Below are 25384 nucleotides of genomic sequence, written 5' to 3'. Positions count from 1 at the left end.
TCGTATCCGGGGGTGAAGATTGACTCGCGTGGCTATGCGGTGGTGCCGTACCTGAACCCGTACCAGATGAACGACATCAGCATCGATCCGAAAGGCACTTCTTCAGACGTGGAACTGGATAATACCAGCCAGAAGGTAGCGCCGTACTCCGGGGCGGTGGTGAAGGTGAAATACGCCACCAAACATGGCACCCCTATCCTGGTCAACGCCACCTACCAGGGTGAGCCGGTGCCGTTTGGGGCCGATATCTTTGACAGCAAGGGGAACAGCGTGGGTTCCGTCGGCCCGGGTGGGCAACTGTATGCCCGCGTGGCAGAAGACCGGGGGCAATTACGTGTGAAATGGGGGGAAGGCAGCGAAATGCAATGCGCCGTCAGCTATGTCCTGATGCCTGTCGCCAAAGGGCAGAAACAGGCTCAGATACAACAGTTTAACTCGAGCTGTTTACCGAGTGACGCTCTGGTGCCGGGAAACAAAATACTGGCCAACGCAGGTATGGATACACCCGCAGGCGAAAGTTAAACAAACCTGGCATGAACCACGATATTTAATACTAGTTAGATAACCTAGATATGTAGGAAAGGTGGTGATAAGACTCGTTTCGCTAAGTGTTAAACGAATTTTATTTATCAGCTTCTTATCTCATTATCTAGATTTTCTCAGCATGAGAGATAAATCAATGAAACGAAAAAATTCAAACCCACTGAAAAATATATTTTCAGTGCTATCGACACTACCGATATGTACTATCCTCCTCATGAGTGCTGTTTTTAGTCAGAATGCAGAGGCAGTAACGTGCTCCCCGGTTCCGGGTGTGGTTCCATTTCAAGGCCTATTAACGCTTTCTGGCAATATTACCGTTGGCCCCGACACGCCTGTCGGCACCGCTTTATATAGAGCTGACTACACCTTCCAAAATATGGGGGCGGTATTAATCTGTGATGCAGATGTGACATTGCAACAATATGCCCAATATAGCACCACTCCATTGCCAATTGTTCCCGTAACGATCGGTGGTTTTAGCGGTACAGTATATGAGAGTGGATTGCCAGGGATCGGTGTCTTCATCACAGGAACAAATGGCTTCGGTGAAAAATTGCCACGAATAGAAAGGACAGACTTTTTTGAGTCAGGAAAACCCATTGTAAATAGCGGGGCTTATCGTATTTGGTTGGTCAAAACAGGCCCCGTCACGCCGGGAGTTATTAACGCGGCAAATTTCCCAACAGTAGCCGTAACAAAAATCGCAGCAGGTATTGCTGGACTTCCCCTTCCGCTTCAATACCTGCAGTTTAATGGAAGTCTCAATGTGGTGTCGACTACCTGCGCAACACCTGATGTTAATGTAGATTTAGGTCGATATGATTCAACTGACTTTACAAGTGCTAATTCTGCAACACCGTGGGTGGATGCATCCGTAACATTAAACAACTGCCCTACGTTCTATGGCACTTATAACATGAGTAACACCTCGTTAAGAAGGTCAGGAAATGGAGTGGTTACGACCAGCACAAGCAGCTCTGATCCTAACGCGCTGACATTAGGGCTGACACCAATGAATCCAGTCATTGATCCTCTTCAAGGCATTATGGCAGTAAATTCATCGACAGCTGATCCCGCAGCACAAGGTATAGGTATTCAAATCGGGTATGGTAATTCTTCAGGAGCACCAACCCCCTTTAACTTTAGTCAGGTTCAGACAGTAACAGCACCCAAAGATGGAACTACAACATTGAGGATCCCGTTAGCCGCTCGTTACATAAAAACCAATACACAGCTGGTAGGCGGCCGGGCGGATGGAAAAATGACTTTTACTATCAATTATTATTAGAACCTTATACTGCTTATGGCCTCAGTTATTTTGAGGCCTTATAGGCCTGTTTTTAACCACCAAAATTCAACCTAATAAAGTAGGTATCATAATGGAGTATGAAAAATGAAGATTAACATAATAACCGATAATAATTACTTCTTTTTAGGGCTTCAAGGGAAAATAAAAAATGATAAAAATGAAATTAGGAAGGTAGAACCAAAAGCTTTGTTCGAAGAAACAAAAGATGAAATAAGAAAGGCAGATGTATTGATTTTTTACATATCTTATTATAGCGTTGATCTTTCTTACTTGATTTCAACGGAGCAACTTACTGGACAGTTGATTTTCATTCCTACCAATAATAAGGTAAGGTTTAATTTCGCGTTTAAAAAACAATGCTTCCTAGATGCTAACACGGATGCAGAAGGAATATTAAAAAAAATCAAAGAGGGTCAGCAGAAAGGTAAATTACCTGAACCTCCCATAAAATCTTCGTTAACGAGTAGAGAGAAAACTATCCTTCTACACACTATTAGCGGAATGAACCCTCAATCTATTGGCCGATTTTTAAATATTTCTATAAAAACCGTATATTCACACAGAAGAAATGCATTACACAAATTGGGAGGGCGGAACATATTTGATATATGGCCGATTAGAGATAAGATATATATTATATGAAAGCAGATAATTAATCATAACTCCATATGGGGATTGGTAACTTAATACACTAACTATTTTAAAGATTAATTACGCCATGAGAAATAGGTACAGTGAGAGGTGTTTTCCATCATACCCTCCCGTTTAAAATTTACAATAACAAAAAGTTAAATAGTGACATCAAAATAAATTTTGGCTATGAATATTTTTCAGGTTAACTCTGCATAGCCCAGCGTTAATCTGAATCTTAAATGCAGAGGAGTGGTTTCTTCAGGACTTCATTTTTGGAAAATAATGTAATAATCGTATCATCGATTGTTTATTTTGTGATGATTTTCTGTTAATAATTTATTCAGCTTTCAAATCCACATTGACTCACCATCACAATAAGTGGTTCCTTAGCTACCTCACCCTTTCCCACCATCTCATCTATTATTTCCGTATGTTTAATAAACTTTTTTATGCTCAACTCCAGATACAATTCTCAGAATTCAGATGACATTAAAACCTAAAAGGCCCCGTGTGTTTAACTTCCTACTTTACCCGATAACGGAAAGACTCTTCTAAGACGGACAGAAGCCTTCCCGAAAAAATCACAAAGCGGAAAGGGCAGATATACGACGTCAGAATGATGACAAAGTGGCAATGTTGCTGGGTTAAACGGGGGCAGCGTGCTGCGCCCGCTTAACTAAACCCGAGCAGGGTAAATGCATCGTCCTCGGGGTAGTAATCCAGCAGTCGCGTAGTCTCCTCTAACGACAGTCGCTTATAGCGGTTGTTAGAGATGCCATGCACCACCGCATGCTGCACGTGAGTAACGCGGATGCAGCGATCGAGCAGATCGGCGGCATCCCGGTGGCTCAGGAAGGCGCTCATATCCCGCGCGCTGATCTGCTGGCCCGCTTCCAACGTCGTGAAGTTGGCAATCCGTACCGACAGTGCAGAAAGCCCCTCCTGATGGGCAAAATAGGCGGCGATCCCCTCGCCAAACGCCTTGCTCGCCCCGTACATATTTTTCGGCTTCGGCGCATCGTCCGGGCGCACCTGGTAATCCAGTGGATAGCCTTCCACCGCTTGTGCACTGCTGGCAAACACCACGCGTTGGCAGCCTGCGTCTTTCGCTGCGCGGAAGATGTTGAATGTACCAAGGATGTTGTTGTTCATCAGTGAAGAACAAAAATCAGCATCCGCAGAAGGATCGGCGGCCAAATGCAGCACGGTATCGATGTTGACGCAGGCTGCCCGGCAAGCCTCGATATCGGTGATATCGAACGTCAGTAACTCGTCATTGGGCCGCAAATGAGAGATCAGACCAGCTTCTTTTTCCGCCAGGCGAAAGTCGTAACGGTGGCCAGCGAACTGCCTGAACGCTGTCGCCACTCGGCCACCGGCACCAGTAATTAACACCCGCCCAAGTTCTGTACGTAATGCCATGGCTACTGCTTTCCCTAAAACAAATTTTCTGAAGACTAGTAATAATACTCTGAACTATTTTTGTCCATCTTTTAGTTAGTTTTTCTGATGTATTTTCTGGTTTGATTAGGATTTTGCTTAGCATTTTGTCGGGTTTTAAGCGGGTTTTTTCACTACTCAAAAATGGGTGCAATGATAAATTCAATGAAACAAAAAGCGCGAAAGTAGATCGTAATTCAATGTTATTTAATGGGTTAAGTCATTATTGATTATGTTTTGTTGCGTATTAAGACATGTCTTTACGGTAAATTACAATATGGTAATAGATTAAAAGTGGTAATGTTTTTTGTGGCTGGCTAATCATACAAAAGCGCTAGGGGGATGGCAGAGGATTTTGTATACCGGATCACACTTCGGCAACTTTGTGGCGGAAAGCCTTGCCGCACTGAAAAACAGAATGTTACCGTCATAGCTCAACCGATTTAGGGTTGTCACTGCTTTTGCAGGCAAAACCTAAACCTCGAGTTTCTGTTTCCCCACGTTGGGATCAGAGGCAGCGAGGTTTAGGTTTTTTTTTGCGCTGAATTCCTCCACGACGATTGGCCATCGTCGTGGCTGGGGAGCAGCAAGGTTAAGCGTTAAGGATGCAACCATGAAATATCAGGAATTAGCCAGTGAGATCTTGGCCGGCGTCGGTGGCCGCGACAATGTGAAAAGCCTGGTGCATTGCGCCACCCGCCTGCGTTTTAAACTGCAAGAACACGGCAAGGCAGATGCGGAGGCGTTGAAGAAAAACCCAGGCGTCATCATGGTCGTGGAAAGCGGCGGCCAGTTTCAGGTGGTGGTAGGTAACCACGTAGGAGAGGTTTATAACGCCTTGAATGCCCAGCTTGGCGCAGGTGAGGAAACGCCAGCCAATGCACAAGAAGATAAAAAGGAAAACCTGCTCAGCCGTTTTATCGACGTGGTTTCCGGCATTTTTACCCCGCTGCTCGGCGTGATGGCGGCCTCGGGGATCCTCAAGGGTTTCCTGGCGTTGAGCTTGGCCTGTGGTTGGATGTTGGAGAGTAGCGGCACCTACAAGCTGCTGTTTGCCTCCAGCGACGCGCTGTTCTATTTCTTACCGATCATGCTGGGTTACACCGCCGGTAAGAAATTTGGCGGTAACGTCTTTGTCACCATGGCCATCGGTGGGGCGTTGACGCATCCGTTGATGATGGGGGCTTTTGAGGTGGCACAGCTCCCGGGGGCTCAGCCGGAGTATTTCCTCGGCATCCCTATTACTTTTATCAACTATAGCTCGTCGGTCATTCCGATCATTTTTGCCGCCTGGGTATCCTGCCGCCTGGAGCCGCTATTTAACCGCGTGTTGCACAGCGCACTGCGTAATTTTGTGACGCCATTGATGTGTCTGGTGATCACAGTGCCGCTCACCTTCTTACTGATTGGCCCGGCGGCCACCTGGCTGAGCCACATGCTGGCCAACGGTTATCAGGCTATTTATGCCTTCAACCCGATCGTTGCTGGTGCCTTTATGGGCGCGGCCTGGCAGGTCTGTGTGATCTTTGGCCTGCATTGGGGGCTGATACCGCTGATGCTCAACAATATGAGTGTGTTTGGCCGTGACACCCTGTCTCCACTGCTGCTGCCTGCGGTGATGGGGCAAGTGGGGGCCACATTGGGCGTGATGTTGCGTACCCGCGATGCCAAGCTGCGGGTGATGGCGGGCTCTGCCGTTACCGCCGGTATCTTCGGGATTACCGAGCCTGCGGTGTACGGGGTCACGCTGCCAAACAAACGGCCATTTATTTTCGGCTGTATCGGTGGGGCGTTGGGTGGTGCGGTGATTGGTTACTTCCACACGGCAACCTACTCGTTTGGTTTGGTCAGTATTTTCACCTTTGCCCAGATCATTCCGGCAGGCGGCTTTGATGCGACGGTCTTGGGGGCGATCGCCGGTACCTTGGTGTCGTTTGTGTTTGCAGCCATTGCCAGCTATCTGTTCGGTATCGTACCGCCAGCGGAACAACCGGCTGAAGCGGCAGCAGCCCCAGCTTTACAGGCACCGCTCAACCGCAAGCAGCAGGTTACCAGCCCGATTGCTGGCGACGTCATCCCGTTGGAGCAGGTTCAGGATGCCACCTTTGCTAGCGGCCTGCTGGGTAAAGGCGTGGCGATTATGCCGCACCAGGGCCGTGTGGTGGCCCCAGTCAATGGCTGTGTGGTATCGCTGTTCAAAACCAAGCACGCCATCGGCATTGAATCGGATGAGGGTGCCGAGGTGCTCATCCACGTGGGCATCGATACCGTCAAGCTTAACGGTCTGCATTTTACCGCCCATATCAAAGAGGGCGATCGCGTTAAACAGGGCGATCTGCTGATCGAGTTTGACCAAGAGGCGATCCGTGCCGCAGGTTTCGATACCACCACCCCGATCATCATCAGCAACAGCGACGACTATATCGATGTGCTTACCAGCGGCCAAAGCCCGGTGCAGGAACAGGCACCGTTGCTGACACTATTACGTTAATCAGGTTTATTGAGGAGAAAGCGATGAGTTGCAAATTTCCACAACATTTTCTATGGGGCGGCGCGGTCGCGGCAAATCAGGTAGAAGGCGCGTATCTGGAAGATGGCAAAGGCCTTTCGACGTCAGATCTGCAACCCCAAGGGATTTTTGGCGGGCTGACGCCACGCGTTGCCGGAGACAGCGGTATCAAGGATGTGGCGATCGATTTCTACCACCGTTACCCTGAAGATATCGCGTTGTTTGCCGAAATGGGCTTCAAGTGCCTGCGTACCTCGATCGCCTGGACGCGCATCTTCCCCCAAGGGGATGAAGATGTGCCGAATGAAGCCGGGCTGGCGTTTTACGATCGGTTGTTCGATGAGATGGCCAAATACGGCATTCAGCCATTGATCACCCTGTCGCATTACGAAATGCCCTATGCACTGACGCAAAAGTACGGCGGTTGGGGTAATCGTAAGCTTATTGCGTTTTTTGAGCGTTATGCTCGCACGGTGTTCGAGCGTTATAAGCACAAGGTCAAACACTGGCTGACCTTCAATGAGATCAACATGTCGCTGCATGCGCCGTTCACCGGCGTCGGTCTGCCGGAAGACAGCAGCAAAAGCGGGATTTACCAGGCGATCCACCATCAGTTGGTGGCCAGCGCCAAGGCGGTAAAAGCCTGCCATGAGATCGTGCCGGACGGTAAGATCGGTAATATGTTGCTGGGCGGTATTCTTTATCCGCTGAGCTGCAAGCCGGAAGATCTGTTGGAAACCCAGCGCCAGAATCGCGACTGGATGTTCTTTGGTGACGTGCAGGTGCGCGGTGCGTACCCGGCCTATATGAAACGTTTCTTCCGTGAGAACGGCATTCAGGTGACGATCACCGAGGAAGATAAGCAGGCGCTGCGCGAAACCGTCGACTTTATCTCGTTCAGTTACTATATGAGTGGCTGCGTGACCACCGACGAAGAACAGAACAAGACCGCCCGTGCCAATATCCTCAACATGGTACCTAACCCGCATCTGGCAAGCTCGGAATGGGGCTGGCAGATCGACCCGGTGGGGCTACGCTATCTGCTCAACGTGCTGTATGACCGCTATCAGAAACCGTTGTTTATCGTCGAGAACGGGCTGGGGGCGAAAGACCGCATCGAGGCCGACGGCAGCATCAACGACGATTACCGCATTGACTATATCAACGACCATCTGGTGCAGGTTGCAGAAGCGATCGACGATGGGGTTGAGGTGATGGGTTACACCAGTTGGGGGCCGATCGATCTGGTCAGCGCCTCCAAAGCGGAAATGGCGAAGCGCTACGGCTTTATCTATGTCGATCGCGATGATGAGGGCAACGGTAGCCTGGAGCGCCGCCGCAAGAAGAGTTTCTACTGGTATCGCGATGTGATCCACAGCAACGGTAGCAGTTTGAAAATTAAATAGTAGTGGCCTAACTACCCCTCACCCCAACCCTCCCACAGGGAGAGGGAGCTGCCACGGTGTTGCAGTCGGGTGCTGTGATCGTTTTGCCCTGCCTAGAAGGGAGCTGATTGGCGGCAATGGCCAGGTAATTTCTGTAACTGATGGCCCCTCCTATTTCAAGCTTATGCCACCTCGTTTGCCTGGTATCGCAACCGGGCATGGTCAAACCAACGGGCCGGGACGTTATGCGGTGGCAGCTGCAGCGCCTGCAAACCCTGTTCGATGATATAGCTAGCCTGCCGCCATAGCTGTGGATCGCCTTCGGTCAGCACTTCCAGCAGGCGCTGTTTTTCCACCAGGTAGGTTTTGGCGAAGTGACTGTCGTATTGCAGCAGGGAACGGGTGTTGTCGATCAAATCGGCCAGCTTGATGGTTTTGGCCTGTGGGGAGCCGCTGGCGCTGTGGTGTCGATCGCTCCATGCGCTTTGGTGGCATAGCGGCGGGCGCGTTCGGCCAATGTGTCAGTCATGCTTTGATTTCCCTGCGGCATCCGATAGATAGAACTTAGCATACCGTGCTTAACGTCAGTTGTGCGAGCCTGGGCTCCGCGCAGAATGGTCTACACTGGATCGGGTCACCAACCCGAAAAGGAACGATCTATGTCTATTGAGAAAGTGGTTTATCGCGCCCATGCCAAGGCAACCGGTGGCCGAGACGGCCGTGCAACCTCATCCGACGGCGTGTTGGACGTGAAATTAGGCGTGCCGAAAGAGATGGGTGGGGCAGGCGGAGAGGTTACCAACCCTGAGCAACTGTTTGCCGCGGGCTATTCGGCCTGTTTCCTGGGGGCACTGAAATTTGTCGCCTCCAAAGAAAAAGTGAAAATCCCTGCCGAAGCCTCCATCGAGGGCACCGTCGGTATCGGTGAGATCCCCAACGGTTTTGGCATTGAGGTTCAGCTGGATATCAGCCTGCCGGGCGTTGAGCGTAGCGTCGCGGAAGACTTGGTGAAGAAAGCCCATGTGGTCTGCCCCTACTCCAATGCCACGCGCGGCAATATCGATGTAACCCTTAACATTAAATAATGTTTCCTGCCAAAAACCGCTGAAAGTGGGGAGCAATGCTCCCCCATTCCCTGGCTGTGTCTCCCGCTATTTTCCTCACAAAATTGGCAAAAAATGCTCGTTTGGTGCGATTTTTCTTGATTCTGTTCTGCAGAATGATGCTTATTGCCCATCGGCTGAACCTGAGGGCATATCGACTGTCTGATGGTTTCAGAACTTGAAGCCCGGAGCCACTGCGTTACATGAACAAAGTTAAATCGCTATCACAGCAGAATTTATCGTTATTGTTAGCGATCTATATCGGCATCTTTTTAAACCTTTCCGTTTTCTATCGTCGTTTTGATTCCTTTGCGCACGGCATTCAGGGGATCAAGGTTGTTTCTGCGCTGACGGAAGTCATCGCCATTGTCCTGTTCACCTTCTTTATCATGCGGCTGGTATCCCTGGGGGGGCGGCTGTTTTACCGTATCGTCGCTTCTTTACTGGTATTGATCTCCGTCGCTGCCAGTTACTACATGACGTTCTTCAACGTAGTGATTGGCTATGGGATTATCGTTTCGGTGATGACCACCGATATCGATCTCTCCAAAGAGGTGGTCGGGCTGAATTTTGTGCTGTGGATGATCGTGGTCAGCGCTTTGCCGCTGCTGTGCATCTGGAGCAATAACCTGCGCGACACCCTGATCGAACAAATGAAAACGCCAGGGCAGCGGATTAAGCCACTGCTGATTATGTTGGCGGTGGTCGCGCTGGTGTGGCTGCCGTTGCGTACCCTGGATAAAGAGCAAAGCGCACAGGAAAAGATCACCAATATCGATCTGCCGAGCTATGGCGGGGTGGTTGCGCACTCTTATCTGCCTTCCAACTGGCTTTCGGCGCTGGGGCTGTTTGCCTACACCCGTTATGATGAAAGCTCGGACGCAGCCAACATGTTCGATCCCAGCAAGAACTTTACCTATGTTGCCCCAGAGGGCATCGATGATACCTACGTGGTATTTATCATCGGTGAAACCACCCGCTGGGATCATATGGGCATCCTGGGCTATGAGCGTGATACCACGCCAAAGCTGTCGCAGGAGAAAAACCTGGTGGCGTTCCGTGGGGAATCTTGTGATACCTCCACCAAGCTTTCGTTACGCTGTATGTTCGTGCGCGAGCATGGCACCTCGGATAACCCGCAGCGAACCCTGAAAGAGCAGAATATCTTTGCCGTACTGAAAGAGCTGGGCTTCAGTTCCGAGCTGTTCGCGATGCAGAGCGAGGTGTGGTTCTACAATAATACCGATGTGGATAACTACTCATTCCGTGAAATGATCGCCTCAGAGAAGCGTAACGACGGTAAATCGGTGGACGATATGCTGTTGGTGGATGAGATGAAAGAGTCGCTGGCTCGCCATCCTGACGGCAAGCATTTGGTGATCCTGCATACCAAAGGGTCGCATTACCTCTATTCACAGCGCTACCCGCGCAGCTTTGCTCGTTATCAGCCGGAATGCATGGGCGTGGATGAGTTCTGCTCCAAAGAGCGCTTGATTAACGCCTATGACAACTCGGTGCTGTACACCGATACCTTTATCGACAGCGTGATTGACCAGGTGCGAGATAAGAAGGCTATCGTGTTTTACGCGGCCGACCATGGCGAATCCATTGGTGAAAACTCGCATCTGCATGGTACGCCGCGTGAAATGGCCCCGCCGGAGCAGTTCCGTGTGCCGATGATCGTCTGGGCTTCCGATAAATACCTCGAAGACCCGCAGCATAAGAGTGCGTTTGAGCAGTTACAGACTCAACAGCGGGTTGGCCAACCGCACCGTCACGTAGAGCTGTTTGACTCTATCCTCGGCTGCCTGGGTTACACCTCGCCAGACGGCGGTATTGTTGAGAGCAATAACTGGTGTCACCTTCCGCAGAGTAAAGCGGACGCCAAGGCGCTGTAAACCGAGCCAGAAAGGCCGTATCCGCTCAGATACTGGCCTGTTTGGCGCTTTTAGCGCCACTTGGTATGCAGTGGTGAAAAAGAGATTGACGCGTATACGGCCCAGCAGTAAGATGCGCCCCGCATCGGCGAGTAGCGCAGCTTGGTAGCGCAACTGGTTTGGGACCAGTGGGTCGGAGGTTCGAATCCTCTCTCGCCGACCACATTCAAGAAAGCCCGCTTTTTCAAGCGGGCTTTTTTACGTCTGGCGTTTATGAGGATGAGAACCTCCGCGGAGGTCGACAAATCTGTCGGGAACAGATTTGCATATCGCGCCAGCGATACCCCGAAGGGGCGAGTATCATGGACGATACGAGTGAATCCTCTCTCGCCGACCACATTCAAGAAAGCCCGCTTTTTCAAGCGGGCTTTTTTACGTCTGGAGTTTGTCGCTCAGGCTGCCTGGCTCACGGATAGACATGGGTGCGGCTCGGTCATGCAGTGAACAATGATCAGCCGATTTGAGACCGCAGATATTTCCTCACTGGACGCACAATTGTAGATATTCTGCATGCTGCGCCCGTTTGGTTAGCAATGGGGCACAACTCGACTTCTGCAAATTTAGTTCTGTGGTAGCAGCAATAGTGAATGGCTAACGCCAGTGGCTTATCCCTGCCACCTGCGGCTTTGGAGGGCGGCGGGGATAAATTAGCTATTGGTGCAAAGAAACATTGGGAATCCGCACCCTCTGATTAGAAAAACATCGTCATCGAGCTTGTGGAAAGTCATGTAATAGACAGAGGTTTTATTCCCAAGGTCACCCCATGAGTTATCCGGTGTGTTGTCATTATATTTTTTACTGTTTTATTATACTCTACCGTATAGGTTCCATTTTTGTCGGTTTCATTATAGATGAAAAAGTTATCATTATCGATGGTGTGTTTTTTGCTTGTAAATATAACCGAATGTTATAGTTACATGTAAATAACAAACTCCTGGTCTTTATTTTTTCTCATAACTATAATCAGCAATTGCTATAGTTAATAGGATTGCTACCATTAACATGGCATTTCTGTTCATTTTAATCATTCCTGATGTTGAAACATTTTGTATTTTTTTTGATTTTAGTGTTAAGACATACACCAATAAAGCCATAATCATCTATTGATTTTATATCACTGTAGTATATGTTGTAGCCATTCTTTTTACACTCTTCCTTAAGGTTGGTTTTTTCAAAAATATTTTCGAATACTTTCTCTTTGAACTGTACTGCTGGACTATCTAATGAGTAAATATTACATTTATCAATCACGTCGATTAAGGAGGGAGTGGATGTCTTTATTTCTATACCTTTCGATTCTACAAGGATGTAGTAAAAAATCACTAATGCGGCAATGCAGAATGCGACAAAAAAACTGACCAATTTTGTATGGTTTACTGATGTCGGCTTTATTTCCTTACTTTCTTTTTTCTCTGTGTTTACTTCTTTAGGTAAACAATCAACGCTGCACTTAAACTTGAATCCCACCTTCGGGATAGTGATAATCACTTGCTCTGTGATGCCAAGGCTTGATATCGCTTTCCTTAGCTCACTCACCGCACTGTAAAGGTTGTTGTTTGATGGTGTTAACCCAAAATCCTCCCAAATATGTTTCAGCAAATAATCTCGGGTTAAATCACTACCAAAGTTTTTTATCAGCTCCATTAACAATCGTGAGGCTTGATTAGACAAAACCAATGAGGTTTGCTCCTCTTGCGCCAATGATAGCTCTTTTGATTCCGGTGAATATTTAATCACCTTATTGATGATGTAAAACATAATGAATACTCATTAAGTGTGTTGAAAATGGCTTTTTATATGTATTTTTTAGGGTAGTCAAATTATTAAGAATAATCTTAATTTATAGGTGGAATACTTAAATCTGACAATATCTATCAGCCTTTGTTTATTTGATGCTTAAGCTTATATAGTTCTAAATAATTGGAGTAAAAATCTAAATAATCGCATATTTTTAAAACAAATATCTAATTTTTGTTTTGATGATAGATTTATCCACATCGGCAGACTTGAGGCTGCTTGTGTTTTACTGGCCTTGCCAAAGACACGAAGGAAGCTGTTTTAGGGGGCTGGCGATAAACACATGGATCTCGCATCCATTGAAAACTGAAATTTATGGAATTTTCATTTTAAGGATTTTTTGCATGAAACTGAACAAGATCATGATGGTAGCAGTAGTGGCTTTGGGTATGTCTTCTGTGGCACACGCCGCAGTGAAAGACCAGGGGCACGGTAAAATCACCTTTAACGGTTCAATTATTGATGCTCCATGCTCTATCACGCAAAAGTCTGCCGAACAGACGATTGAACTGGGCCAGATTTCTAAAGTTGCCCTGAAGGACGGCGGCAAATCTAGTTCGCATGATTTCACCATTGATCTGGAGAATTGCGAAATCGGTACCGGGCCTGATGCCAAGAACAAAGTGAGCGTGTCCTTTAATGGTAACGTCGGTTCGGTCAAAAACCGTCTGGGTACTGGGCGTGGTGCCAGCATCGTTATTGAAGATGTTAACGGCCCGATTGAGCTGACTAAGGCAACAGCTCTCCAGGAACTGCAAAATGGCGATAATACCCTGAACTTCAGTGCTTACCTGCAGGGTGATGGGGCTTCTGCCGCGGTTACCGAAGGCAAATTCGAGACGGTTGCCAACTTCACTTTAGCCTACCAGTAATCGGCTACGTCATTATAGGCATAATCTGTTTGGGCATGTGGAGGGATCCGCATGCCTTTTTGGAGGACGATAGCGTCAAGGATAGTTTGCCATGTGGAATGTAACTCCTATTATCGCCGTGTTTTCTTACCTATTTATTACGGTACCTTTCTCTTCTTTGGCCGCACATGCTGCCTTGGGATGGGGACGTGTAAATATGCAAGGATCCATTATTGATACTGCCTGTGCTATTGCCGTAGAGAGCCAAGACCAAACCGTTGAGATTGATGCGATCTCTGTAGAGGATATTGTTCGTGATGGTCAGGGACGGGGTAAAAATTTTTTCATTAAATTGAGTGATTGTGAGTTGGAGCGCTTTGGCCGTCAATTACCTGACTGGAAGAATTTTCAGGTGACCTTTGATGGAGATAACGAAGGGGGGCTATTTACCGTGCAAGGCACGGCATCCGGTGTGGCGCTGAAAATTAGTGACCTCGGTGGCAATATTGCCCGGCCGGGCAAACCCTTGCCATTGGAAACAATTAATCCTCAGAACATGGTGTTGAGTTATGCCGTAAATCTGGTAGCCAATAACCATGTTTTAAAGTCCGGTGAATACGTCTCTTCCATTCGTTTTAAATTGGATTATTTCTAAACGCTATTAAGACATTGCCACAGGAATAAGGCATTAATAAAAAGGTTAGGGATATGGGATTGTCACCTGTAGAGAAGCTGACACGTCTTCAGGCACTCAGCGTCTGTATTTCTTTGGCGTTGAGCACGGCGTCGACCGTGGTGTACGCCGCCGAGGATATTCAGTTCAACACGGATGTACTGGATGTGCATGACCGCAAAAATATCGATCTGAGCCACTTCTCCCGCGGCGGTTACATCATGCCGGGTACCTACAGCATGTCCGTACATATCAATAAAAACGATCTACCGGAACAAGCGATATCGTTTTACCCACCGGAAGGGGATCCGAATGACAGCCGGGCCTGTGTCGGTAAAGCTTTGGTGGCGCAGTTAGGGTTGAAAGAAGGCGCGGCCAAGGATTTGCGCTGGTGGCGTCAGGGGGAGTGTCTGGATGAATCCAGTCTGAAAGGTATGGAGGTGCGTGGCGATTTATCCACCTCAACCTTGTATCTGAATATTCCTCAGGCCTATCTGGAGTATACCGCCGATAACTGGGATCCGCCGTCACGCTGGGAAGAGGGGCTCCCAGGTCTCTTGCTGGATTACAACCTCAATACGCAGACGCAAAGGCAGCTTAAGCAAGGGACGAGCAGCTACAGCCTGAGCGGTAACGGTATTGCCGGGGCCAACCTGGGGTCCTGGCGTTTACGGGCAGACTGGCAGACTAACCTTACTCATCAGGCGGGGTCTGGCCGCCCTACGAACAGGCAGTTCGACTGGAGCCGTTATTACGCCTACCGCGCCATTTCAGCATTGCGCTCGAAGTTGATGATGGGGGAGAACTACCTGGATTCAGGCCTGTTCGACAGCTTTCGCTTTAGCGGCGTAAGCCTGGTGTCTGATGACAACATGCTGCCGCCAAACCTGCGGGGTTACGCGCCAGAAGTGGTTGGGGTCGCCAGAACCAATGCCAAGGTCACTATCCGTCAGCAGGAGCGAGTCCTGTACGAAACCCAGGTGGCTGCGGGGCCATTCCGTATCCAGGATGTCAACGATGCGGTAACCGGAGAGCTGAACGTGCGGGTGGAAGAACAGGACGGCAGCGTGCAGGAGTTTGTACTGAACACCGCCAGTATCCCATATCTGACGCGCCCGGGGGCAATACGGTTCAAATTGGCGGCTGGCAAACCGTCGGGCTGGCAACACCGTTTGCGTGGTCCTCTGTTTGGTACCGGGGAGTTTACCTGGGGGGTGAGTAATGGTTGGTCGCTGTATGGCGGAGCTCTGGCTGGCGGGGATTATAACGCACTGTCGGTAGGTATCGGTCGTGACTTAATGGCATTCGGGGCATTGTCGTTTGATGCGACCCAATCAAGGGCGCGTCTGCCTCAACAAGGCGGTACGTTCAGTGGTGGATCTTACCGCCTGAGCTATTCGAAGAGCTTTGACGAGTACGACAGCCAGATTGCCTTTGCCGGCTACCGCTTCTCTGAGCAGGACTTTATGAGCATGAGCGAGTACCTGGACGCGCGTGACTATGGCCAACGTACCCGCAACGGCAAGGAGATGTACACCATCACCTTCAACAAGCAGTTCCGTGAATGGGGGCTGAGCAGCTATCTCAATTACAGCCACGAAACCTATTGGGATCGACCTGCTAACGATAGGTATAGCCTGTCGCTATCGCGTTATTTCGATATTGGCAAGCTGCGTAATGTCAGCCTGTCACTCACGGCGTATCGCAATCAATACAATGGTTCCAATGATGATGGCGCCTATTTATCGCTGTCACTGCCGTGGGGCAACGGCTCGACGTTGAGTTACAACACGACGGTGAGCCGCGATGAGTCCACGCATCGGGTGGGATATTACGAGCGGCTGGATGAACACAATAACTACCAATTGAATATTGGTGCTTCGCGCAGTGGGACCTCCCTTAGCGGCTACTACAACCGTGAGGGGGATATTGCCCGCATGAGTGCCAATGCCAGTTATCAGCAGGATAACTTCAGCGCTTTCGGCATGACGATGCAGGGCGGGGTGACAATGACGGCCGAGGGCGGTGCGCTACACCGCGCCGGGAGGCAGGGAGGGACACGGATGCTGATTGACGCCAACGGCGTGGCGGATGTGCCGGTGCGCGGCTATGGCAGCACCAGCCGGACCAACCTCTGGGGTAAGGCGGTGATAGGCGATGTGAATAGTTACTACCGCAACAAGGCCAGCATCGACCTGAACCAACTGGGTGATAACGCGGAAGCGACGACGTCGGTGGTACAGGCAACGCTGACCGAAGGGGCGATTGGCTATCGTCGGTTTGATGTGATTGCTGGCGAAAAAGCGATGGCGATACTCAAACTGGCTGATGGGAGCGAACCGCCGTTTGGGGCCACGGTGATGAACGCACGGCGGCAAGACACCGGGATAGTCAACGATGGCGGCAGCGTCTACCTGAGTGGTATCAACGCCGGGGAAAGCATGACGGTGCACTGGGGCGGGGAGCTTCAGTGCGAGGTGCAGATGCCTGCCCTGCTGCCTGCCGACATGTTGATGAACACCTTGCTACTGCCTTGCCGCCCGGTCAGTTCGTCAGCAGATTAAGGGGCGTTCCCCTTGTAACCTTTTAACAAGGCCGCTAAGGCTGGGAAACAGATAATGCAAAGTAAGCAAACGATGAAACGGTCTCTTGGCCTTACGCTCAAGAGTGCTGTCCTGTTGGGGACACTGGTCACACAGCAGGCCCAGGCGGCTATCGCGCTGGATCGCACGCGGGTGATTTTTGACGGCGGCCAGAAGTCGGTGAGCCTGAATGTCAGTAACCAGAACAAGCAGTTGCCGTATCTGGCGCAGGGCTGGATTGAGGATGAGCAGGGCAACAAAATCCAGAGCCCACTCACGGTGCTGCCGCCGGTGCAACGTATCGAGCCAGGCAAGCCGAGCCAGGTAAAAATCCAGGCGCTGCCAGCGGCCAAGTTGCTGGCACAGGACAAGGAAACCCTTTACTACTTCAACCTGCGTGAGATCCCGCCGAAGAGCAGTAAAGCGAATACGTTGCAGATTGCGCTGCAGACGCGCATCAAGCTGTTCTACCGCCCGGCGGGAATTGCGATGGACACAAACGCCGCACCGCCGCAGGAGCAGATGACGCTGAGCAAACAGGGTGACAAGTATATGGTCAACAACCCGACGCCGTATTACGTCACGATTGTGGACGCCAACAGCAAAAAAGCTGGGGCCGGGGTAAAAGGCTTCGAGCCAATGATGGTGCCGCCAAAGAGCAGCCTGCCGTTGACGGTGAGCGCGGCGGCGGTGGGCAACAGCCCGGTACTGACCTACGTCAACGACTACGGTGGCCGCCCGCAGCTGAGTTTTAGCTGTAACGGCAGCAGTTGCACCGTGGTACCGGAGAAGAAAGGCGGTTGAGTTGCGCTCTTACCACCATGATGGGCAGGAGGAGAGACGGGAGGGAACATGAATGGAAAGGGCAAGAACAACGAGTGCCAACGCCGTCACCTCTGAACGTACGCCAGCCGCTTTGGTAACGGGCAGTAACTTGGCAGTGGTGGATTTTCATCTGAGTGATGACTGATGGAGCGAGTCATGGATAACAGGAGCTTTGTGCGTTGGAAGAGGCTCGTTGGTCTTAGTGGTTTGCTGATGGCTATGCCGTTGATGCTCTGCGCGACGACCAGTACGGTGACGATTAAGGTGACGGTGTTGGCGCCTCCCTCCTGCACCATTAACGATAACCGACCCATTGAGGTGGAATTCGGTGACGTGATGACGACCAGGGTGGACGGCGATCGCTACCGTATGCCGGTGAATTATACGCTGGGCTGTAAGGATGCTACCTCCAACGCGATGAAACTGCAGTTACAGGGAAGTGGGGCCAGCTTTGACGGCACGGTGCTGAAAACCACCAAGACGGGGCTGGGGATCAAGCTGCAACGGGGTAGCAATAAACTGGCAATCAACAGCTGGCTGAACTTCACCTACCCTCACCAACCGGAACTATGGGCCATTCCGGTCAAGCAGAGTGGGGCTACCTTGACGGGTGGTGAATTCACGGCGGGTGCGACGATGAAAGTGGATTACCAGTAACGGGAGCAGAGTATGAGCATAACGATAAGAGCCCTGCTACTGACCTGCGGCCTGATGGGCGTTGTCGTTACGGCACAGGCGAAGGATAACGGGGCAGACATGACGTTCCACGGCACGCTGATAACACCGCCGCCGTGCACCATCAACGACGACAACCGGATAGAGGTAAACTTCGGTGAACGGGTGGGTATCAACAAGGTGGATGGAGTGAACTACCGCCAGATGATGAACTACCAGATAACCTGCCTGGAGGCTGCCACTGGTAACGGGGCGCTGACGCTGAGTCTGAGCGGCAGTGTGGCAGGGTTCGATAGTGAGGCGCTGCTGACGGACAAGGCGAACCTGGGCATCCGGGTCTACCAGAATGACCAGCCGTTTACGCCAAACAGCACGCTGAAGATAGATTTGGCTAACCCACCGCGTCTGGAGGTGGTGCCGGTGAAGAATGCGAGGGCCACCTTGACGGAAGGAGCATTTGAGTCCTGGGCAACGCTACGAGCCGACTACCAATAAGGAGCCCGAAATGGAACGCAAGACAGTCCGTTATTTTGACCGTGCCGTAGTGGGGATGGGGCTAGTTCTCTTGCTTGCCGCGCTGACGGCCAACCCGACGTTGGCGGCCGGAGAAAAAAACGTACGTCTGTACGGTGCCTTGGTGACGGAGCCGTGCGTGATACTGCCGGGTGACGAAGATATCCAGCTGGATTTTGGTACGGTTATCGACAAGTATCTGTACCTGAACACGCGTACGCTGGGGCAGTCGTTCGAGATACACCTGGTGGAATGTGACCTGACGCTGGGCAAGACGGTAACGGTCAGGTTCGTGAGTACGGAAGAAAGCCTGCCGCTACCCGGCTTACTGGCGCCGAACAGCGGTAGCCAGGCGAAAGGGATCGCGATTGGGCTGGAAACTCTGGATGCTACACCCCTGCCGATTAATAAGGCCCGTGGGAAGTACACGTTGCAGGCCGGCAGCAATATCATTGCTCTGAAGGCCTATGTACAAGGGGAACCCAAAGCGATCGCGAATAAAACCATTGAGCGCGGCCTCTTCAGCGCCTCTGCTACCTTTAGACTCGATTATGAATAACGTGGTGTCGAGCCACCAATAGAGAATAGTTGGGGCTGCTATTCCTCTAATACGCTGTCAGGGGCGACATGTGGCTAAAAAAAGATGGCGCGGACTTCTCTACGTGCGGTACTAAAACAGGTTGAATTATGAATATTTCAGTGACCCGGTTTTTTATGTTTTTTATACTTTCTTTTATCTTACCTTACTCAGTGAATTCTTATAGTTCTGCTATGATACACGGAGGGAAAATAACATGGAAAGACGTGAATGGATATGTGTTTGTCATAACCAATACGATCAATGTTATAAACGTGGAGCCCGGATTGCCTTGCGCAGGAGGAGGATGTCAAATAAGGCTCTATTCCATTAAGGACGACCTAATCCTTGCCAAACTTCCTGCTAGTGCTACCTTGGATGAAGTGCGAAATGCGCTCAGAGTGCAGGGCCAAACCATGCTTGAGACTGGCCCTAGTCTTTGCCTAACCATCATTACTCAGAAATACCTGCAAGATTACCCCAGAGGCTGCAACCAAAACCCTGATGCTGGTTTACCGCCAGAGGAGCCAGATCCGCCGGTTACACCACCATTAACCTGCTATATCGGTAGCGGTACCATAAATCATCTAGTGGCCAGTACTAAGGTCACCCTAGATAGAGCCGAGACAGAGGTCTCTGTTAACTGTACCGGATCTACCAACGTGCGGGTACAAGCTTTAAATTACTACCCCAATAATGGTGGTGTGACACTTAAAGGCCCTGACACGCTTAAGTCGCTTATTTCTATTGACGGAATATCTGCTGAACAGGGGGTCGTGAAGCGTGTGGACACCTACAGAATATTTACCGTTCGCTCTGAATTACGGAGCGCGGCTAAGGAAGTTGTTGGGGGGGAATATAGTGGCTCGCTGATTATTGCTGTAACTACGGAATGATGGTGTGTTTATTGATTTATGTTATTAACAATGGTCATGAAAAGTCAGGGCATTATTTAACAGAGTGTTGAGGCAGCTTCATAAATTGTATAAATGTTACCAGGGTAAACACCGCAGATATTAGTGAGATATAGGGGCGTGCAAGCAGAATAATTCCGACAGGGAGCCATACCCCTGATCTGGGTAGATGCTAATTTTCAGCAAAACACCATGCCGAAATACCCAATATTATGTCTCAAATTATAAGGAAGTAAAATGAAGCCACGTATTGTTATCGCTATCCAGGATAGCAACCGTTATTTCGCACAGGGTATCCAGCATATTTTGCAGGACTATTTTCTGGCGAAAGGCTATACGTGGCGTTTTGTACCGGTGACGCTAGGGATAGCGATCGACCTGATGGTCTGTGCCAAACCCTTTGGCGGGGCGGCGAGGCTCAATGCTTGCAGGGAAAATTCGGGGGAGCGGCTAATCGGGACGATTTTTATCCGGGATACGGCGGCTGAGAATGTAAGAAACCGGCCTCAAGGCGCGGTATTAAGCCGCCAGGCAAGGCCTGATGCCGTGCTGCGCTTGGTCGAGGAAATGTTTGAACAGGCAAGTCAGTCGTCTTTGATCGCCAATTCGAAAAGAGCATGTCGCAGTTTGCACCTGACCCCACGCGAGCGTGAGGTTCTGCAAGGGATCTCATGGGAATTAACCCCTGAGAAGATAGCCAGCAAACTCTCACTTAGCGTCAAAACCGTCAGCACCCATAAACTCACGGCGATGCGCAAGCTGGGTTTCAGGCGCAACAGTGAATTGTATGACTGGCTACGCAATGGCGGCCTGGAATTTAACCCGCGGACTCTATTTTGACGATGACTCAAATCGGCAACAGTGGCGTCTAGAGGTGGAAAACCTGGTGGCAAACCCCCTACGCGCCGCCCCCTCAACCCAGCTCCCCCTTTCGGGTAGTGCTCCAGCATTTCCTCCTGTCTTTTACCGGGATCACAAAAATAACCGCTCAGATATTCATCATTCAGCAATAATCTTTTTTGGTTTTTTATTGGAGGTTAATGCTGGATTGGTCATGAACATTGGTTCATGACGCCAAGATTTAACCCGTAGCACAAGTTTTAATGCTGTAAATGTTGCTGAAAGGTTTTTTTTATGTTTGCTTGCTGTTTCTCACAGTCTAGGTAAATCCCTACTGGTTATATTGACGGCACCCCAAACAGTTGGCAATTTGGTACCCTCAGGGATAAGAGTGAGAGGTGTATGAGTGAAATTCACTCGCTCAAACGCCCTGCCGTGATGCGTTCCATCCGGCATTCTCGCGCTTTTTATTCCTCCTGCCTTCGGGCACTGACCGCACAGGCCGCGTAACAAAAAATATTAGGCTCTGGCGGTAATACACACACCACATCACATACGGAGCACTAGCGATGACAAGTTCCTTGGGTAAATCAGGGATTCTGAAATTCGGTATCGGCCTGATTGCGCTGACCGTTGCGGCAAGCGTGCAGGCAAAGACGCTGGTTTACTGTTCTGAGGGTTCTCCTGAAGGGTTCAACCCGCAGTTGTTCACCTCCGGCACCACCTATGATGCCAGCTCAGTGCCAATCTATAACCGTCTGGTTGAGTTCAAACTGGGCACCACCGAACTGGAACCTGGCCTGGCAGAGAAGTGGGACGTCAGCGAAGACGGTAAAACCTATACCTTCCACCTGCGCAAAGGCGTGAAGTGGCAGGACAGCAAAGATTTCAAACCTACCCGTGAACTGAATGCCGACGACGTGGTGTTCTCCTTCATGCGTCAGCTTGATCCAAACCACCCTTACCACAAGGTTTCTGGCGGCAGCTATGAATACTTCCAGGGTATGGGCATGCAGGATCTGATCAGCAAAGTCGAGAAAGTAGACGACAACACCGTTCGCTTTACGCTGACCCGTCCAGAAGCGCCATTCCTGGCTGACCTGGGCATGGACTTCGCTTCCATCCTGTCCGCTGAATATGCCGACAAGATGATGAAAGCCGGTACGCCAGAGAAAGTGGACCTGAACCCAGTGGGTACCGGGCCGTTCCAACTGCTGCAGTACCAGAAAGACTCTAAAATCCTCTACAAGGCCTTTGACGGTTTCTGGGGCACCAAGCCGAAGATCGATCGCCTGGTGTTCTCCATCACGCCAGATGCCTCTGTGCGTTACGCCAAGCTGCAGAAAAACGAGTGCCAGGTCATGCCGTACCCGAACCCGGCAGACATCGCTCGCATGAAGCAGGACAAAACCATCAACCTGATGGAACAGCCTGGCCTGAACGTCGGCTACCTGTCGTTCAACACCGAGAAGAAGCCGCTGGATAACGTGAAGGTGCGTCAGGCACTGACCATGGCGGTGAACAAGCAGGCCATCGTGGATGCGGTGTATCAGGGGGCAGGTCAACCTGCCAAGAACCTGATCCCACCAACCATGTGGGGCTATAACGACGAGGTCAAAGACTACGCTTACGATCCGGTCAAGGCCAAAGAGCTGCTGAAAGAAGCAGGCATGCCAGATGGCTTCTCCATCGATCTGTGGGCGATGCCGGTACAACGTCCGTATAACCCGAACGCACGTCGTATGGCTGAGATGATCCAGTCCGACTGGGCGAAGATTGGCGTCAATGCCAAGATCGTCACCTACGAGTGGGGCGAGTACCTCAAGCGTGCCAAAGACGGTGAGCATCAGACGGTGATGATGGGTTGGACCGGTGACAATGGGGATCCAGACAACTTCTTCGCCACGCTGTTCAGCTGTGCGGCCGCCAAAGATGGTTCCAACTATTCCCGTTGGTGCTACAAGCCGTTTGAGGATCTGATCCAACCGGCCCGTGCCGAAGCGGACCACGACAAACGCGTCGCACTCTACAAGCAGGCTCAGGTAGTCATGCACGATCAGGCTCCGGCGCTGATTGTTGCCCACTCCACCGTTTACGAGCCAGTGCGTAAAGAAGTGAAGGGCTATGTGGTTGACCCGCTTGGTAAACATCACTTTGAGAACGTTTCTCTGGACTAAGCCTACCAAGGCGGGTTGAAGGACTGGGATACTTAATCTGCAGGGGCGCAATACGTTGCGCCCCTGCATTCCCGTCCCCAGAAGAATGTCGTGAAGCGTGTGAGTTTTAATAAGCCTGGCGGACGATGAGCTGCCGGGCACTTTATACAGAGAGTTCGGGATATGTTGCAGTTCATACTCCGACGTTTGGGGTTAGTTATCCCAACGTTTATCGGCATAACGTTGCTGACTTTTGCATTCGTCCATATGATCCCCGGCGATCCGGTGACCATTATGGCCGGGGAACGCGGGATCTCCGCAGAGCGCCATGCACAACTCATGGCAGAGATGGGGCTGGATAAACCGCTCTATCAACAATACTTCCATTACGTCACCAACGTGCTGCATGGCGATTTGGGGACGTCCCTCAAAAGCCGTATCTCCGTGTGGGAAGAGTTTGTGCCGCGCTTTAAGGCCACCCTGGAACTGGGCCTGTGCGCGATGCTCTTCGCGGTGATTGTCGGTATCCCGGTGGGGGTGCTGGCGGCCGTCAGGCGAGGTTCGGTGTTTGATCATACCGCCGTGGGTATCTCCCTGACCGGTTATTCAATGCCGATCTTCTGGTGGGGCATGATGCTGATCATGCTGGTTTCGGTACAGCTCAACCTCACGCCCGTATCGGGGCGAATAAGCGATACGGTCTTCCTCGATGACAGCCTGCCGCTAACCGGCTTTATGCTGATCGACACCCTGATCTGGGGTGAGCCGGGTGATTTCATCGACGCCGTGATGCATATGATCCTGCCCGCCATCGTATTGGGCACCATCCCGCTGGCGGTTATCGTGCGTATGACCCGCTCCTCCATGCTGGAAGTGCTGGGTGAAGATTATATCCGTACCGCGCGCGCCAAGGGTGTGAGCCGTATGCGGGTGATCGTGGTGCATGCATTGCGTAACGCCTTGCTGCCGGTGGTGACGGTGATCGGCCTACAGGTTGGCACCATGCTGGCCGGGGCGATCCTGACCGAAACCATCTTCTCCTGGCCGGGGCTTGGCCGCTGGCTGATGGATGCGTTGCAACGCCGTGATTACCCGGTTGTTCAGGGCGGCGTATTGCTGGTCGCCTGTATGATTATTCTGGTTAACCTGCTGGTAGACGTGCTCTACGGCGTGGTCAACCCGCGTATTCGCCACAAGAAATAAGGGGCGCTCTGATGTCTCAAATTACCGAGTCTGTAGTGAAAGGTGCGCCGAAGCCAATGACCCCGTTCCAGGAGTTTTGGCACTATTTCAAGCGCAACAAAGGGGCCGTAGTTGGCCTGGTTTATATCGTTATCATGCTGGTGGTTGCCGTGGGGGCCGGGTTCCTGGCTCCACATGCGCCTGCCGAACAGTTCCGTGATGCCCTGCTTAGGCCCCCGGTCTGGGAGACAGGCGGAAGCTGGAAGTTTATTCTGGGTACCGACGATGTCGGCCGTGATGTGTTGTCGCGCCTGATGTACGGTGCCAGGCTCTCGCTGTTGGTAGGCTGCCTGGTGGTGGTGCTTTCTCTGGTGATGGGCGTGGTATTCGGCCTGTTGGCCGGTTATTTCGGCGGCGTAGTCGATGCCATCATCATGCGCGTGGTCGATATCATGCTGGCACTGCCAAGCCTGCTGTTGGCGTTGGTGCTGGTGGCGGTGTTTGGGCCCTCGATCGTTAACGCCTCGCTGGCGCTGACCTTTGTTGCTTTGCCGCACTATGTTCGCTTGACTCGTGCTGCGGTGCTAGTGGAAGTGAACCGCGATTACGTGACGGCTTCCCGCGTGGCGGGGGCTGGAGCTGCGCGTCAGATGTTCGTCAATATCCTGCCAAACTGCCTGGCACCGCTGATCGTGCAGGCTTCTCTCGGTTTCTCGAACGCCATTCTGGATATGGCCGCTCTCGGCTTCCTGGGTATGGGTGCGCAACCGCCAACGCCGGAGTGGGGCACCATGCTCTCTGACGTACTGCAGTTCGCGCAAAGTGCCTGGTGGGTTGTGACCTTCCCAGGGGTGGCAATTCTGCTGACGGTTTTGGCCTTTAACCTGATGGGGGACGGCTTGCGTGATGCTCTCGACCCCAAACTCAAGCAGTAACAGAG

Annotated in this window: 21 protein-coding genes, 1 tRNA gene and 1 pseudogene; 20 read left to right on the top strand and 3 right to left on the bottom strand. The window is 51.1% G+C overall.

All coding sequences use genetic code 11. From position 1 onward, the window contains the following. The 3 genes from IMQ33_RS06815 to IMQ33_RS06805 form a co-directional block, all read left to right on the top strand. Positions 1–522 (top strand): FimD/PapC C-terminal domain-containing protein (locus IMQ33_RS06815; protein WP_196062721.1); only part of this gene is annotated, 522 nt, incomplete at its 5' end. Positions 523–586: 64 nt separating this feature from the next. After that, entirely contained in the window at positions 587–1831 is a 1245-nt protein-coding gene (locus IMQ33_RS06810) for a fimbrial protein (RefSeq protein WP_196062722.1), read from the top strand. A gap of 105 nt (positions 1832–1936) precedes the next feature. Continuing rightward, entirely contained in the window at positions 1937–2494 is a 558-nt protein-coding gene (locus IMQ33_RS06805; RefSeq protein ID WP_196067753.1) for a helix-turn-helix transcriptional regulator, read from the top strand. Positions 2495–3157: 663 nt separating this feature from the next. Here IMQ33_RS06805 and IMQ33_RS06800 read toward each other — a convergent pair. Next, complete coding sequence (locus tag IMQ33_RS06800; protein ID WP_196061592.1) at positions 3158–3907, bottom strand: NAD(P)-dependent oxidoreductase; 750 nt, start codon at positions 3905–3907, stop codon at positions 3158–3160. A 631-nt stretch (positions 3908–4538) separates the two neighbouring features. On the opposite strand from IMQ33_RS06800, the gene bglF reads away from it, so the two are divergent. Both bglF and IMQ33_RS06790 read left to right on the top strand, forming a co-directional pair. Further along, complete coding sequence (gene bglF, locus IMQ33_RS06795; RefSeq protein WP_196061591.1) at positions 4539–6416, top strand: PTS beta-glucoside transporter subunit IIABC; 1878 nt, start codon at positions 4539–4541, stop codon at positions 6414–6416. A 23-nt stretch (positions 6417–6439) separates the two neighbouring features. Further along, entirely contained in the window at positions 6440–7840 is a 1401-nt protein-coding gene (locus tag IMQ33_RS06790; RefSeq protein WP_196061590.1) for a glycoside hydrolase family 1 protein, read from the top strand. Positions 7841–8001: 161 nt separating this feature from the next. On the opposite strand, the pseudogene IMQ33_RS06785 reads toward IMQ33_RS06790, so the two are convergent. Beyond that, positions 8002–8292, bottom strand: a pseudogene (locus tag IMQ33_RS06785) (GTP pyrophosphokinase); the annotation flags it as partial. Between the two features lie 186 nt (positions 8293–8478). Between IMQ33_RS06785 and IMQ33_RS06780 the strand changes: the two are divergent. From IMQ33_RS06780 to IMQ33_RS06770, 3 genes are all read left to right on the top strand, one after another. Continuing rightward, on the top strand, positions 8479–8904 hold the full coding sequence (locus IMQ33_RS06780) for an organic hydroperoxide resistance protein (protein WP_024486966.1): 426 nt from the start codon (positions 8479–8481) through the stop codon (positions 8902–8904). 221 nt (positions 8905–9125) lie between these two features. Beyond that, positions 9126–10820: a kdo(2)-lipid A phosphoethanolamine 7''-transferase gene (eptB, locus tag IMQ33_RS06775; protein WP_024486967.1), complete on the top strand. Its 1695-nt coding sequence runs from the start codon at positions 9126–9128 to the stop codon at positions 10818–10820. 125 nt (positions 10821–10945) lie between these two features. Next, positions 10946–11022: transfer RNA gene (locus IMQ33_RS06770), tRNA-Pro, on the top strand. 857 nt (positions 11023–11879) lie between these two features. Here IMQ33_RS06770 and IMQ33_RS06765 read toward each other — a convergent pair. Further along, entirely contained in the window at positions 11880–12617 is a 738-nt protein-coding gene (locus IMQ33_RS06765) for a winged helix-turn-helix domain-containing protein (RefSeq protein ID WP_196061589.1), read from the bottom strand. A gap of 383 nt (positions 12618–13000) precedes the next feature. Here IMQ33_RS06765 and IMQ33_RS06760 point away from each other — a divergent pair, with 383 nt between their 5' ends. The 12 genes from IMQ33_RS06760 (at position 13001) to dppC (ending at position 25379) form a co-directional block, all read left to right on the top strand. Further along, complete coding sequence (locus tag IMQ33_RS06760) at positions 13001–13528, top strand: fimbrial protein (RefSeq protein WP_024527774.1); 528 nt, start codon at positions 13001–13003, stop codon at positions 13526–13528. Between the two features lie 91 nt (positions 13529–13619). Further along, on the top strand, positions 13620–14162 hold the full coding sequence (locus tag IMQ33_RS06755) for a fimbrial protein (protein WP_230326651.1): 543 nt from the start codon (positions 13620–13622) through the stop codon (positions 14160–14162). Between the two features lie 53 nt (positions 14163–14215). Next, positions 14216–16744: an outer membrane usher protein gene (locus IMQ33_RS06750; RefSeq protein ID WP_196061588.1), complete on the top strand. Its 2529-nt coding sequence runs from the start codon at positions 14216–14218 to the stop codon at positions 16742–16744. Positions 16745–16816: 72 nt separating this feature from the next. Beyond that, positions 16817–17566 carry a fimbria/pilus periplasmic chaperone gene (locus IMQ33_RS06745; RefSeq protein WP_024527777.1) on the top strand — a complete coding sequence of 250 codons (750 nt, stop codon included), beginning with the start codon at positions 16817–16819 and terminating at the stop codon, positions 17564–17566. A 234-nt stretch (positions 17567–17800) separates the two neighbouring features. Beyond that, positions 17801–18244, top strand: a complete 444-nt coding sequence (locus tag IMQ33_RS06740) for a fimbrial protein (protein WP_230326650.1) — start codon at positions 17801–17803, stop codon at positions 18242–18244. 12 nt (positions 18245–18256) lie between these two features. Further along, a complete protein-coding gene (locus IMQ33_RS06735) occupies positions 18257–18757 on the top strand; it encodes a fimbrial protein (protein ID WP_196061587.1) in 501 nt (166 codons plus the stop codon). Positions 18758–18767: 10 nt separating this feature from the next. Continuing rightward, a complete protein-coding gene (locus IMQ33_RS06730; protein ID WP_370571756.1) occupies positions 18768–19334 on the top strand; it encodes a fimbrial protein in 567 nt (188 codons plus the stop codon). Positions 19335–19462: 128 nt separating this feature from the next. Continuing rightward, positions 19463–20248 carry a hypothetical protein gene (locus tag IMQ33_RS06725; protein WP_196061586.1) on the top strand — a complete coding sequence of 262 codons (786 nt, stop codon included), beginning with the start codon at positions 19463–19465 and terminating at the stop codon, positions 20246–20248. Between the two features lie 255 nt (positions 20249–20503). After that, entirely contained in the window at positions 20504–21106 is a 603-nt protein-coding gene (locus tag IMQ33_RS06720; RefSeq protein ID WP_196061585.1) for a helix-turn-helix transcriptional regulator, read from the top strand. Positions 21107–21675: 569 nt separating this feature from the next. Continuing rightward, positions 21676–23283 (top strand): dipeptide ABC transporter periplasmic-binding protein DppA, encoded by a 1608-nt coding sequence (dppA, locus tag IMQ33_RS06715; protein ID WP_024527785.1) that lies wholly within the window; start codon positions 21676–21678, stop codon positions 23281–23283. Positions 23284–23445: 162 nt separating this feature from the next. After that, on the top strand, positions 23446–24465 hold the full coding sequence (dppB, locus tag IMQ33_RS06710; RefSeq protein ID WP_065684907.1) for a dipeptide ABC transporter permease DppB: 1020 nt from the start codon (positions 23446–23448) through the stop codon (positions 24463–24465). Between the two features lie 11 nt (positions 24466–24476). Then, entirely contained in the window at positions 24477–25379 is a 903-nt protein-coding gene (gene dppC, locus IMQ33_RS06705; RefSeq protein WP_024484208.1) for a dipeptide ABC transporter permease DppC, read from the top strand. Positions 25380–25384: the final 5 nt, after the last annotated feature.

Origin of the sequence: Serratia sp. Res13-Sevr-LER1-36-b (genome assembly GCF_015673035.1) — a bacterium.
Classification (GTDB): Bacteria; Pseudomonadota; Gammaproteobacteria; order Enterobacterales; family Enterobacteriaceae; genus Chania; species Chania fonticola_C.
The sequence above is the reverse complement of the archived record's forward strand: the minus strand, read 5'-3'. Positions and strand labels throughout refer to the sequence as shown.